General features: G+C 45.2%; 11 protein-coding genes. 9 read left to right on the forward strand and 2 right to left on the reverse strand.

Annotated elements, in window-relative coordinates; genetic code table 11:
* The first annotated feature begins 10 nt into the window (after nucleotides 1–10).
* The 4 genes from ribD (at nucleotide 11) to JNK13_03685 (ending at nucleotide 3,399) form a co-directional block, all read left to right on the forward strand.
* The gene (gene ribD / locus JNK13_03670) at nucleotides 11–1,042 is read left to right on the forward strand and encodes a bifunctional diaminohydroxyphosphoribosylaminopyrimidine deaminase/5-amino-6-(5-phosphoribosylamino)uracil reductase RibD (GenBank protein ID MBL7661833.1); all 1,032 of its coding nucleotides are present in this window, start codon (nucleotides 11–13) and stop codon (nucleotides 1,040–1,042) included.
* A gap of 469 nt (nucleotides 1,043–1,511) precedes the next feature.
* Entirely contained in the window at nucleotides 1,512–1,844 is a 333-nt protein-coding gene (locus JNK13_03675) for a hypothetical protein (protein ID MBL7661834.1), read from the forward strand.
* Nucleotides 1,844–3,088: a GTP cyclohydrolase II gene (gene ribA / locus JNK13_03680; GenBank protein MBL7661835.1), complete on the forward strand. Its 1,245-nt coding sequence runs from the start codon at nucleotides 1,844–1,846 to the stop codon at nucleotides 3,086–3,088. The genes JNK13_03675 and ribA overlap by 1 nt, the downstream gene beginning before the upstream one ends.
* Nucleotides 3,089–3,159: 71 nt before the next feature.
* Nucleotides 3,160–3,399 (forward strand): ATP-binding protein, encoded by a 240-nt coding sequence (locus JNK13_03685; protein ID MBL7661836.1) that lies wholly within the window; start codon nucleotides 3,160–3,162, stop codon nucleotides 3,397–3,399.
* Nucleotides 3,400–3,552: 153 nt separating this feature from the next.
* On the opposite strand, the gene cax is transcribed toward JNK13_03685, so the two are convergent.
* Complete coding sequence (gene cax, locus JNK13_03690; GenBank protein ID MBL7661837.1) at nucleotides 3,553–4,602, reverse strand: calcium/proton exchanger; 1,050 nt, start codon at nucleotides 4,600–4,602, stop codon at nucleotides 3,553–3,555.
* Between the two features lie 150 nt (nucleotides 4,603–4,752).
* Here cax and JNK13_03695 point away from each other — a divergent pair, with 150 nt between their 5' ends.
* Entirely contained in the window at nucleotides 4,753–5,796 is a 1,044-nt protein-coding gene (locus JNK13_03695; protein MBL7661838.1) for a hypothetical protein, read from the forward strand.
* Between the two features lie 65 nt (nucleotides 5,797–5,861).
* Here the strand turns inward: JNK13_03695 and JNK13_03700 are convergent, their stop codons facing one another.
* The gene (locus JNK13_03700) at nucleotides 5,862–6,752 is read right to left on the reverse strand and encodes an SGNH/GDSL hydrolase family protein (GenBank protein MBL7661839.1); all 891 of its coding nucleotides are present in this window, start codon (nucleotides 6,750–6,752) and stop codon (nucleotides 5,862–5,864) included.
* 153 nt (nucleotides 6,753–6,905) lie between these two features.
* Here JNK13_03700 and JNK13_03705 point away from each other — a divergent pair, with 153 nt between their 5' ends.
* The 4 genes from JNK13_03705 to JNK13_03720 form a co-directional block, all read left to right on the forward strand.
* Nucleotides 6,906–9,014, forward strand: coding sequence for a hypothetical protein (locus JNK13_03705; GenBank protein MBL7661840.1), 2,109 nt, complete (start codon nucleotides 6,906–6,908; stop codon nucleotides 9,012–9,014).
* Nucleotides 9,011–9,316 carry a hypothetical protein gene (locus JNK13_03710; protein MBL7661841.1) on the forward strand — a complete coding sequence of 102 codons (306 nt, stop codon included), beginning with the start codon at nucleotides 9,011–9,013 and terminating at the stop codon, nucleotides 9,314–9,316. Before JNK13_03705 ends, JNK13_03710 begins: the two co-directional genes overlap by 4 nt.
* Nucleotides 9,317–9,318: 2 nt before the next feature.
* Nucleotides 9,319–11,487, forward strand: a complete 2,169-nt coding sequence (locus JNK13_03715) for a hypothetical protein (GenBank protein MBL7661842.1) — start codon at nucleotides 9,319–9,321, stop codon at nucleotides 11,485–11,487.
* Between the two features lie 206 nt (nucleotides 11,488–11,693).
* Nucleotides 11,694–12,947 (forward strand): hypothetical protein (locus tag JNK13_03720; protein ID MBL7661843.1); only part of this gene is annotated, 1,254 nt, incomplete at its 3' end.

A 12,947-nucleotide genomic window follows, 5' to 3' on the forward strand; every position in this document is an offset into this window, starting at 1 on the left:
TAGACAGTCTATGGGTTTACAGAGCGATAGCTACTATATGCGTCGCGCGCTTGCCGTTGCTCGGCGTGGTGCGGGCTTGGCCTCGCCTAATCCAATGGTTGGAGCATGCTTGGTTAAGGATCGTAAAATCATTAGTTACGGCTATCATGCGAAGTTTGGCGCTGAACATGCCGAAGTGATGGCGCTTAAATCTGCGCGCAAATGCGCACAGGGGGCGACGCTATATGTAACGCTTGAACCTTGTAATCATCAGGGTAAAACTCCACCGTGCACAGAAGCTATTCTTGCTGCCGGGATCAGTCGCGTTGTTTGTGCAATGCGCGATCCTAATACCCAAGTTTTAGGTCGCGGAGTTGAAAGATTAGAGCAAGCAGGGATTGAAGTTAAGCTTGGAGTGCTCGAAGCTGAGGCTCGACGTCTTAATGAGTTTTGGTGCTATCACCAAGCTACTGGACTGCCCTTTGTAATTCTCAAAGTTGCGCTAAGTGCTGACGCCAAAGTCGGCCTGCGTGGCGAGGGAAAAACGCCGATTTCAGGAACAGTCTCAATGCGTCATTTGCATGGGATACGCAGTAGAGTTGATGCAATTCTAGTCGGGGGTAGCACGGTCATTGCTGACGATCCGCTGCTTTCGAATCGTCGGCTCGGGGCTAAGCACATGGAGTGGCAACCTAAGCGCGTGGTTCTTCAAGGTAGTCAGTTGATTGACCGGCAGCGGCAAATTTTCAACACTCCTAACTTAGGAGAAGTGATTGTATACTCTGAGAAAGACCATACTCATCTTGACTTAAGGGCTGTACTAAAAGATTTAGGTGCTCGAGGGATGACTAGTGTTTTAGTCGAAGCGGGGCCTAAGCTTTTTGATGCGGTTTTTAATGCTCAGTTATTCCAGCGTTTGCTGGTCTACAGTTCACCTAAGATTTTGGGTCCTGACGGAATAAATTTAGGTTGTCGAGTTGAGGAAATCCAAAGAAATCAAGAATTTAAATCCGATTCACGGCGATTAGGAGCTGACAGCCTAATCCGGGTCGAGCGCAAATAATATTCTAACTAGGGAAGAGCTGATTAAGTTGGTTATTCATCGTCACTGCGCGCAAAGCGAAGCAATCTGCTCACTTAAAATGATAAAATATAATGTACCGGTTAACAGATTGCCACGCTTGCTGTCGCAAGCTCGCAATGACGGTAACGCGCAAGTAGATTGCCATTCTTTAATTGCGCTTCCATGAATGCAATTGAATAATAAGCGAGCATAGCAGAAATCTCCCCCTGACGACTCGTTCGCTGAAGTTGCGTAGGGGCAGGTTGAAATATTCAGCGTCTATGGTCAATTTGCCGATGCTTTATATTCAGTGTAAATAGACTTCTTTCGAACTTTTATCGAAAGAAGTCTATTTTGTTTTTTGTCCATTTTTCTTGCGAAAAATGGATCATTAAACTTCTTTTGAATTTTTAATTCAAAAGAAGTTTAATATCAGACTGATTTATAACGTTAACGTTAGTGAGGCTTTATGTTTAAATACTTTTTATCGATCTTACTTGTTGCGAGTTGTTTCTTAACGCCAGGTTTAGTCTTAGCTGAGCAGCATCTGCAAAAATGCACTTGTGAGCAGTGCGACTCTTGTAAGGACAAAGCTAAAAATGTGGATTGTGAGTGTAAGGACTGCGCGACAATGGCAGAAGCTTGCGCGCGGTCTAAGGGTCAAGCTAGTGCAACTAGAACTTCGTCTGCAGATGGGTCACGCACTTCTTCAGGCGACACCAAAGCTCCGGTAGAGACACCGACACCAGGCTCGACATCTAATGCTGTGAAAACAACAGCAGGCGATGGTGCTTCTCGCTAATGTCGCTTAGCTTCGATAAATTTGAAGACTGTTTGGCGGACTTACGTGCCGGTAGGCAAATTGTCTTAGTTGATGATGAGGATCGCGAGAACGAGGGCGACTTAGTTTGTGCTGCCGAACTTGTGACCGAAGAGAATCTTGCTTTCATGATGGGCCAGGGCAAGGGCTTAATCTGTCTTAGTCTCGACCACGAGCTGATCGATCGTCTCAAACTTTCCAAGCAAGTCACCGAGAACACTGCCCCGCTGGGGACGAATTTTAAAATTAGTATCGACCATCGCTCCGTTAAAGACTTTGGCGTCACGGCTCGCGGCCGGGCGGCTACAATTCGCGCGGCGGTCTCGCCAACGGCGACGGCAGCAGATTTTATTTCGCCAGGCTTTGTTTTCCCTTTAGGTGCTCAACCTGGGGGAGTCTTGAAGCGTATTGGCCAGACGGAAGGCTCTGTCGATATGGCCCGGCTTGCTGGGCTTCAGCCTGGGGCTGTGATTTGCGAGATTATGTCGCCAACAGGCGAGATGTTGCGTGGTCAAGCGCTTGGGGAGTTTTGCAAAGCGCACAATTTAAAGCTTACAAGCGTTGCTGAAATTCGCAAACATCGTCTCGCACACGAAATTTCCGTGCGTCAGGTTGCCCAGACGAAGATCGAACTCGCTGATATTTTGCCTGCCAGTAGTAGCGCAGAACGGCAAGCTGTGACGGTTTATGTCTACATTGATGATCATACGAATGACGAGCATTTAGTTTTCGTGATCGGCAATCCGCAGGCGGACCGATCGGGGGCAGGCGTTTTAGCGCGACTGCATTCGGAATGTTTGACGGGAGATGTTTTCGAGAGTCAGCGTTGTGATTGTGGATCGCAATTTGACCGCACTTTAGCGGCGATGATTAATGCCGGGTCGGGGGTGTTGGTTTATTTGCAGCAGGAAGGGCGTGGTATCGGTTTAGCTAACAAGTTGCGTGCGTATCAATTGCAGGATCGCGGCTTAGACACGGTGCAGGCCAATTTGGAGTTAGGCTTTGCTGCTGACGAACGAGATTATCGAGTTGGAGCACAAATTCTTTTGGACCTCGGCATTGATCGAGTAGCCTTGATTAGTAATAATCCTGACAAGCAGCGGGCGCTTGAGTCTTACGGGGTTAAAGTTATTTCTCGGGTGAATGTTCCCTCGGCAATTAATCAGACAAATCGTTCTTATTTAGAGGCCAAGCGTGACAGGCTCGGCCACTTGATCGACCTTTAGCGATCCTCACGACAGCGTTGGGAAGCCAATCAGTGTTGGACTAAAAAGTAACCCCGTGCCACGGCCAATTAATTCGCCTTGATGAGGCCCTGTATTATTGGCGGGAGGGAGACAAGGAAGTTGATTTTGTTTTGAAAATTGGAAGGAATTTATACGCGATTGAAGTCAAAAGCGGTCAGCGTAAGCAGCTTAAGGGACTTGAAGAATTCAGCAAGCAATTTTCAAGTTCAAAACAAATTATCATCACGCCAGATAATTATGAAAATTTCGAGGCTTCGCCTCGGGCATTTATTGAAAAAAACGCGCTCTAAGTCTGAAGCTTACTTAATCGGTCCGTTGCGAAACTAAATTTCCACTGCGAATTTTAGGTTTCGGTCGATAATATAACTGGAAGTGGAAGTATCTGCGGGGCAAGGCGCATTAAAAAGTGACCCAGTACCAAAAGTTAAAAGTTAAGTTGCAACTTATAAAAAGAAAAACAGCATTCCCAGAATTACGTAGACTGATAAAAGCTGAAACCCTTCAAACCAATTCGATTTTCCATCACTTGAAATCTGCGTCGCAATTAAAGTTGAGAGAAAAACTGCAAGCACTTCAGCCGGGGTGAAAACTAAATCCAATGGTTTTGGACCAATAAAATGACTTGCAAAAATGAGTACCGGCGCCACAAAAAGCGCAATCTGAATACTACTGCCGACGGCGATCCCAATCGAAAGGTCCATACGGTTTTTCATTGCCACAAGTATCGCCGTGCTATGTTCGGCGGCGTTACCAACAATTGCTACAACGATCACTCCAATAAAAATCTGAGACATTCCGAGAGCATGCGCAGCATGCTCTACGGAGTGCACCAGTAATTCACTCATCCAAGCAATCAGCCCAGTGGCAATCAGTAAAATAATCAGCGATTTTTTCATCGACCAGAGATGGCCATCTTCAAGCTCTTCGGCCTTGTCCTCACCGACAAAAAGATTTTTATGGGTTTTTAATGAAAATAGTAGCCCCGCCAAATACGTGGCCATTAAGACTAAGCTAATCTCTAGACTCAAGTTCTGTTCAGATCGGCTTTCTGGGTTTGGCACTAAGTAGTGAAACGAAGTGGGTACGATTAGGGCGATACTTGAAAGTAAAAGCATTGTGCTTAAGGCTGAAGCGGCAGTTTGGTTAAACTTCTGCTCGCGGTGAAAAAGTCCACCAGCAAAAAACGAAGCCCCCAGCACTAACAAGATGTTTCCAATAATCGAACCAGTTAGCGATGCCTTGACGACTTCATGTAGACCATTCTGTAGCGCAATTAGCGCGATAATTAACTCTGCAGCGTTACCAAACGTAGCATTTAAAATCCCCCCAATGCCCTCTCCGGCACGATGCGCGATTTGCTCTGTAGCGCGACCCATCCAACCAGCAAGTGGGATAATTGCGATGCAAGACGTAACGAAGAGCAGTGCCGACTCCGGGGAAGTTGATTTTAGAAATAAGCTGATTGGAACAAATACAAGTAATGAGGAGAGGATGTAATCTTTGCCAACCATACGATGTTTCCCAATTAAATCAACATGTTAACCTGTGCCAGTAAAATTGACTCGATTTACGAGAAAATCCTAGCAACAAAATCCTATATTAATTAATCTAAACATAACAGTAGTTTTTAAGTGGTAACTTGTATGATCTCAATCAGTCTTAAATTTCCAATCAAAAACCGCCTGAGTAGGTCTCAGGGTAACGCATTAATCTCATTTGCAATCGTTCTTCCCTTGCTCGTAATTTTTATTTTTTACGGCCTCAAATACGGCATCATGACGGCTAATAAAGTAAGTGATGAAGAGGGGATTAATAATGCACTACGTGATTTTGGAGACACCAATTTAGGTGCGACTACAAGTTCTTCTAGCGGACCTGAAATTCCCAGTGCCCCCATGGGAGCTTTAAATGAATCTGGCGGCTACGGATTGGGTCAAAAGGCAGATTTCTCTGCAACTTATTTCCCTCGCGTAAGCGCAGCGTTTAGTAGTGAAGATGCTCACGGGAAACTTGCGACAACGATTGATAAATATATCCAACTTCCCGATGAGGACTCTTATGTAATGCACACATTTTCTTTTTTCTTTAATGCTCGTTACTCCGATAACTCTGGTTCATTTGAAAACGCGCAGTACGAAACACTAGTTAATCAGATAAAAAGTGGCGCCATCGTATCACCGCTTAGATGTGTTTTGAACGGAGATGCCTTTCCCACATCAGCAAATAATGCCAACGGTTATAGCGCTGGTAACGTAAATCTCTATGCTAGAGATTTAGCTGCTGCTGAAGCAAAGGCCGCATGTCAGCAAGAAAGTAAAAAATATAAACCACCGGTAGGTGGCGGATCGACAGTATTCGTTCCATGTGTCGAGGCTGCAGATGATGCTAATTTTGCAGCGTCTTTACCGTCGGGATATGAGTGTAAAGCTGTTGTCCTTGTGCGTAAGAGCTTTTTTTCAGGTATTAACTTGCTTGGCGTTGATCCGGGATTTGGTAATAACGCGAAAACTGTAGTTGCTAAAGTTTATCTTCCAATCAATGGGCTAGGTAATTCCCCCACAATTGATACTGGGGCGATTGGGGATACCGGAACCTATTCGTCTTCTAGTTCAGCTTCAGGTAGCTCGGCGACAAGTTCAACTTCGACAAGCTCGACTTCAACAACAACATCAAGTGGTGCGGACTAGGGAAGTTCTCTTCGCGACATTTACCTAGAGCACTCGCTACTTACTCGATAGAATCGTGAGCTACTCTAATTCAAGGCAAATGGATCGACAGGACTATTCACATGAGCTGTTTCTTGCGCATCGGTAAGTCCGTCACCATCAGTGTCGGCAACCAAGGGGTTTGAGCCATATTTGAAAAGCTCCCGAGAATCTCCGAGGCCGTCTCCATCAGTGTCATTCAGGGCAGGATTGGTGTTGAAGCGTGAAGTTTCGAATTGATCGTAAACACCATCCCTGTCGAGATCAGTTAATCCAGCAAAAGCCACGGCATTGCGGCGATAGTCATTACGAAAAGCATCCTGCACTACCTTAAAAAGCTTGTCATATCCCTTGGAATTCGGGTGTAAGCCATCGGAGTATTCCTTGGAGGATGCGATCTTATCAAATCGCACAGTCACGCCATCTAAGCGTGCATTTACCTGGTCAACATATTCGCGCTGGCTGCTACGTTGAATTGAGGGGAGGTTAGCTAGGGAGACATAAATGCCTTGGCTTCTGAGGAAGCGTGCGACGTCGCGAGCTGAGTCGACTGTTTTATCTGGGTCGCGATGTGTGAAATAAGCGTTTACTCCACAGGCCACGATCGCGTAATCAGCGTCCCTTAAGCCGCCATTTTCAAGATTCCACTGGCGACGCAATCTTTCGTAGAGACCTTCGCAAGTTATTCCCGGGATACCGTAGTTGATAATATTGATACGAGCGCTTTTCTTGTAATAGTAAGTTTGAAAGCGTAGTGGGTAACCGCCCTTGCCGTCATTTTTTTGATCTTTAAGCCCGTAAGTGATGCTGTCACCGATAGCGAGGACTTTGAGTTGTCCATCACAATTAATGTCCGGGTAGCTGCCAATCGATGGGCAGGCATGTGCCAACGTTGCAAAGCTGTAACTAATAGTAAGAATTAGTAGTTTATAGTTCATATGCTTAATGCCTTTGCCTGGTTGAAGTAGCACAGGAATGAGCAGTGATCAAATCTAGAAAATCCTAACAGCTTGAATTCTCATTGAATATACACGTTTGGGGATTAACTTTAGTGATTCTTTAAACCTTATAAATCATCTAAAAAGGTATCTATGGATAGAGTTCGTGTCTCGAGCGGGTTATCTCGCAACTTTGCATTACATCTCAGTAACAATGAGCGTGGCTTAGTGCTAGAGTTCGTTGCGATCTCAATCGTATTTATTGTTTTACTCGCGATTGGCATGATGGTTGATGTGCCGATGAATCAGTCATCGGCAACAGCAACGCAAATCGCACTGGATGAGGCAGCGAAAATTGCACTTGCAAATTTGCCTTCTTATCAAGAGGTAGGCGATCGCGCTACCAAAGCCGCCTATCATTCGATTGTCGCACACAGTAGTTCGTTCTCGACGCTTGAAGTCGAGCCAATAGTAGTAATGCCCAGAATGGGTGCAGGTGTATGCGCGCAATTGGATGATGATCAAGGGTGCTATCTGAACACGGGTTATTCTGGAGATATTCAACTGGCTGGCCAGATTGGCTCGCGGTATGTTTTCGATCCACATCCGAATATCGATGATTTTAAAAATATTGCGCTGGTCTATGCGCGCACTGAACCGCGGCGTTTCTTAACACTCGACGGGTTAAATCAATATGACTCAGAAGTTGTTGCCGGTGCCCGCATTCCGACTCAGTTGACGTATGTGCTAATCGATCCGGCGTTTTCGATGGATGCCGAGAATTATGACGCGATTTTGCACGACCTTGACTGGGCGCCGGATCCCGATCGTTGGGGGAGTGCTGCACCTTTCCCGGGAATTACAAATGCGCCACCTACTGCTGAATATCACAACGGTGGAGCAAATTATCTCAACGACATTGATGCTATTCCAGCCTTTTACGGGTCGTTATGCGAAACTAGACCTTGGGGACTGTATAAGGAGACAATAGTTGAAATGCTTGATTGGATGTCGAAGTCTAGTGTTTTTAATTCTACGACATTAGTTGGGTTAACAGGGATTAAAGACCATCCTGTGATTCCGATCTATCCGATTGTCGATAACGATATTTTAGTCAGCCATCTTGATATTAATGGAGATCTTAGTCTAAGCCCGCTCCAATCAGGGCTTAGCTCTGCCTTTACAGGATTTGTGAATACAAAAACTCCGAAAATAGTAGAGACAGGAGATGATCCCGATTCTATTCCAGCGTCAAATCGTAACATGTGGGAATTATGTTATTGTAGCGCTTTTGCTGCGAGCGATGGCGCGCATAAGCCGTATCTATTGCCAGTGGATTCTTATAACGATTATTTTGCAGGCGATACTGAAAGGGATTTGTATCACATCAGCCCTGAAAAGCGACAGCGAGGCATCCAATTCATGATGAATTGGTGTGATGATTCCATACATGAAGTAGACCAAGATTTTAGAGTTAATCTAGGCTTGCATCGCAGTATGGATGCAGCAGGTGAGAGTGTACGCAATTTAATTGCCTCGCAAGGAATGCGCATTCGCAATCTTAAGCTTGAAACTATAGACAACCGCTCGATTTCTTCATTTGAACCCCCTAAGCCAGAGGATCAAGATTGGAATAGCAAAAACTCGCCGATGGCTACGGGCACTCGATCTCTGCATCTTTCGTTCGGAGCTGATTCACGAGAACCAGCCACTCCGCCGCCAACTGCTGTGGACTACCTGATTAAGGCGCGGGACGAATACAATACCGATCTTGACCAGGTGCGCTATAGACCGATTTCTCAAGATAGCGTTAATTTGCTTATTTTTGCTTTTGGGGTGGTCGACCAACCGAACATGACTGCCGAGCGCGAAGTTGCTGGTGCTGGGTATGAAGGATTACTGCAGTTTTACTTTGATTTTGCATTGCAACATGCTGTTTGCACTTTAGGTGCAAATTTGACTTTTGTATTTCTGCCGATGAGTGAATCAGACCGGGAAAGTCTGCGCATTGTTGCTCCAGTCCTCGAAGCCTATAGCCAAGACTATCTTTTCTACCATGGCAAAGCTGAGAGTGGCGCAGGGAAATGTGCAAATGGTAGTATGGGGGCCGTGCGAGTGATGATTACGGATTATATGAGTACAGATTTTGGAAATGAGACTACTCCCGTCTCGTTACGGAAACTTAGAGCAGCGCGCCACTTCCGTGCTACTATTCCGGGAAAGTTAAAGAACCTTTTTCTTAAATCGGTAAGTTCACTATGAAGCAAAGACTATTGAATCAGGCTGGCGCAACGATGATGGAATATATTTTAATTACAGCAATTGTCATCCTTGCGACATTTGTTGCGATTAAATTCGCAGAAACCGGGGTGGGTAGACGATCTAATTTTGCGCGTGAAGAGTTGGATTGTTTCCAACTGCGTGACCCGCGCGATGATAATAATACGATTTGTAAAGAACGGGAGACCAATAAGGGAAATTATGGTAACCCCGGAAATTCATCAACGAGTTCCGCGAGTACCTCAACTTCCTCAGGTTCCACCTCTTCTAGCGGGCGAGATTAGTTTTGCATTACCGAGTTGAAACATTCAGGGACATTCTGAAGCTTACGCGCATCAGATCGCAGCGCGGCATGGTCATGGAATTCATGGCAATAGCGATAGTTTTTATTGTACTTCTGGCTATTGGCATGATGGTTGATTTGCCGATGAATCAGTCCGCTGCAACTGCTACTCAAGTCGCTGCAGATGATGCAGCGCAAGTAGCTCTGGCAGGATTGCCATTTTATCACTATGCAGGCGAACGTGGTCTAGAAACTATTGATAATAACATTAGGAATGACGTTACGCCGTTTGCTACTCGCAAATCTACTGATGATCCAATTTTAATAGTTCCACGCCTTGGCGCTGATACTGATCAATTTGGATTGAGATATTACTATGCACCGACAGGTGCCGTCGGAACTACTGGTTCGACATTAGCGCGGACCAAGAAAATATTTTTTGATGATAACTCTGCTTATCTTGACCCGCTGACCCCGGGGGGGCAGTACGATGATTTCAAGAATTCTGTGGCGATATTTGCACGCACTGACCCGCATCAATTTTTAACGCTGACTGGGTCGGGTTTGTTGAGTTTTCAAAATGAAGTAGTTTCCGCCTTAAGAATTCCGACGCAAATGATTTACGTTTTAATGGATCCAGCGTTTTCCATGGATGCTGAGAATTATACTGCTATGCTTACTGATCCTGCATGGGCGCCGTGGGAAGTTAGCGAATTTAGCGATGGATTTCCTGGGATCACTCAGTCGCCACCTTCGTATCATGCCGATGGAACTACTAATAGCTTATATTTGAACTCTGTGACAACTCAGGCTCAAGAAGTTGCGGCGTTCTATGGGACGCTCTGTTTTTCAAAGCCGTGGCAGTTATACAAAAGAACAGTTGTAGATTTTGTTGATTGGCTGACAAAATTGAGCTCGTTTAACGGCACTTCAATGGTTGGCTTGATTGGAATGAAAGGAGCTGCAGCAGCATATCCAGTGATTCCACTTTATCCTCTTGATTTTAGAAATACTGTTACCGTCGACCAGCATCTAGTAGATTTTCCCCTGCCAGATGAGCAGAAATATTTACATTCAAGAATACCTGCGGCATTTCGTGGATTTATCAATGCGAATCTACCGGATGTTGCCCAGGGCATTGATAATCCTTCGGGGCTTAATCGCTGGGAGCTTTGCTATTGTGCTGGGTATACAACCGAAACAGCAAGCCCCGGGCATAACCTTGTCTTGACCCCAGTTGATTCTTATCTTGATAGTCCACCGATGCCAGGAGAAGAGAGTTTGCATCATGCTGAAGAGAATGATCGAAAACGCGGTAATAGCGGATTGAATAATTGGTGTGATGATAATCCGGTGTTGCCGTTCATTGGTCCTGATAGTGTGATTGAAATGACTGATCGCCATTCTGGGACTGGCGGTGGCGAGACGGTACGTAACTTGATTGCACTTCAGGCGATGCGCGTGCGTGACATGAAGCTACAAACCGCTGACGATAAGGATTTAAGTGATTGGTCGGGAGTGCCGCCTGCTCCCACTGCTGATGGACAGTACTCCACCGAACCAATGGCTTCTGGCTCGCGTAGAATTCCTGAGACTTTAGGTTTTGCAGATCAGTCTGATCCCGATAAGCCTATGCCCTTAGCTCAAATTGTAGCAACTGCTGCAGAGAACTATAGAACAAGTGATGTGGGGAAAGTTCGTTCGTTGGCAGAAGGTGATGCAAGTATCGTTATTTTTTCTTTTGGGCTCTGGAGCGCAAGTTCGCGCTGGGACGGCGCAGAGGATAAATGGGTGGAGGATAGTGTTTTGGAGCAAAGCTTGAGAGATGCGTTAAATTATACTGTATGCCAAAAGAAAGTTGGCCTAACGTTCGTATTTTTGCCGATGAATGAGGCAGACCGCCAAAGTATTAAAATTGCTGCCCCTGTGCTCCAGGAGTATGCCGATTACTATGCTGCTCAGCATGGACTCGGCACTGGAGGGGCTCCTACTGGGTGTAATGGTAGTAGTAGTGCGCCAGTGCGGGTGATGATTACAGACTACATGAGCCCGGACTTCGATCAAATTACCTCGCAGCTATCTACGCGCAAACTCGAGGCCGCTCGGCACTTTCAAACAACGGTTCCTGATAAGCTTAGAGCAATTCTGGTGAAGTCTGTTAATGCGATGTGATCTTTAGAATCACTGGTATAGAACCACTGGCATGGGGTTACTTTCCTGATGAACGAAGAAATTGCTAAATTCTTGGGCAAAAATGCTTGATGTATACAAGATCGGGTAGTTGAAAACTATGATTTCTAGGGGAACTAGTATATTATATTTGCGGAATGGAAATTGCATAAGATTAAGGGCCCAAGCAGATATAAGGACACCTACTTTTGAGATTACTTCATAAACTAATTTTTACCGTTCTAAGCGTTCTGCCTCTTTCTGTCGCAACTGCCCAGGATTGGGATGTGGTGCAGGTGCTTCCGCCAGCAAATGGATTTGGGACAGCAAGTATTTTTGATATTAATAATACAGGAACAATTGCTGGCACAGCTTGCGATGCTCCAAGCTGCATTGGATCGGCTCCAATAATTCATCAGAATTCTACATCTGTCTTTTTAGATCATCCAATTCAAAATACCGAAGCTTTTGGTATTAACAATAACAACACGGTAGTTGGTTATACCTGGGACGCAGGTGTACAAGCTAATGTCGCTGAAAAATGGGATAGTAATGGAATTAGATCTCATATTGGGCAGTATCAAAATTTTACTGACACTTATGCCATCGACGTTAATGATTCTGGTGTTGTGATTGGTCGCTCTTTTGACAGAAACACCAATCAGCAAGCTGCTTGGGTTTGGGAGAATGGGGTGTTTAGGGGACTTGCGCCTTCAAGGGAGAATTTTACGTGTATCCCTAGCGCCATCAATAATTCAAACATTATAGTTGGGACATGTAGGTCAGAGAATCCCTTCCAATCATACGCGGTAGCATGGTTATCAGATAATACTGTTCACGAATTACAAGGCCCTGCCGGCGCAATTTTTCAGAGTTATGCATATGGTATTAACAATAGCGGTGAAATAGTGGGTAACCTAAATAATTTAAATACCAGCCCTTCTTATAGTGAAAATGGTTATTTCTGGAGCAATTATACTGCAATGCCAATAATGCTTGCCATTCCTTCACGAGAAGCTAATGGAACTAGATTTCGCGCAACAAAATCAGCGGCAACAGCAATTAATGACTTGGGAAATATTTCTGGCACTTTTACGGCAATTCAAACAGGAGGAGACATTGTCAGGGCTTTTTTTTGGAATTCTTATAATACGCATTGGAACGACATTGGTATCATTGCCCAACGCAAATCTACTCTTTCTAGTTTTTATCAAACATCGCGTATAAATAATTGCAATCAAATTTTACTTGGTAACCCCTACGATATTAGGGAAAATATTGAGTTTGTTTACCTTAACCCAACCGGCTGCGTCTGTGGCGTAAACACGCAAGACGCAAACAATAATAAAATTATTGATTGCATGGAGCCAACAGCTGCAACAAAGCCACCAGCGCCGGTAATAGGAGTAAAGGGGGCGAGAGTATTTGTTAATGTAGCAGTGCCACCACCGGGCATGGGGTAT

Source organism: bacterium (genome assembly GCA_016786595.1).
Classification (GTDB): Bacteria; Bdellovibrionota_C; UBA2361; order SZUA-149; family JAEUWB01; genus JAEUWB01.

What these genes read in the sequence shown, in the direction of transcription:
- ribD (MBL7661833.1), top strand. Translation starts at nt 11, where the DNA reads ATGGGTTTACAGAGCGATAGCTACTATATGCGTCGCGCGCTTGCCGTT.
- JNK13_03675 (MBL7661834.1), top strand. Translation starts at nt 1,512, where the DNA reads ATGTTTAAATACTTTTTATCGATCTTACTTGTTGCGAGTTGTTTCTTA.
- ribA (MBL7661835.1), top strand. Translation starts at nt 1,844, where the DNA reads ATGTCGCTTAGCTTCGATAAATTTGAAGACTGTTTGGCGGACTTACGT.
- JNK13_03695 (MBL7661838.1), top strand. Translation starts at nt 4,753, where the DNA reads ATGATCTCAATCAGTCTTAAATTTCCAATCAAAAACCGCCTGAGTAGG.
- JNK13_03700 (MBL7661839.1), bottom strand. Translation starts at nt 6,752, where the DNA reads ATGAACTATAAACTACTAATTCTTACTATTAGTTACAGCTTTGCAACG.
- JNK13_03705 (MBL7661840.1), top strand. Translation starts at nt 6,906, where the DNA reads ATGGATAGAGTTCGTGTCTCGAGCGGGTTATCTCGCAACTTTGCATTA.
- JNK13_03710 (MBL7661841.1), top strand. Translation starts at nt 9,011, where the DNA reads ATGAAGCAAAGACTATTGAATCAGGCTGGCGCAACGATGATGGAATAT.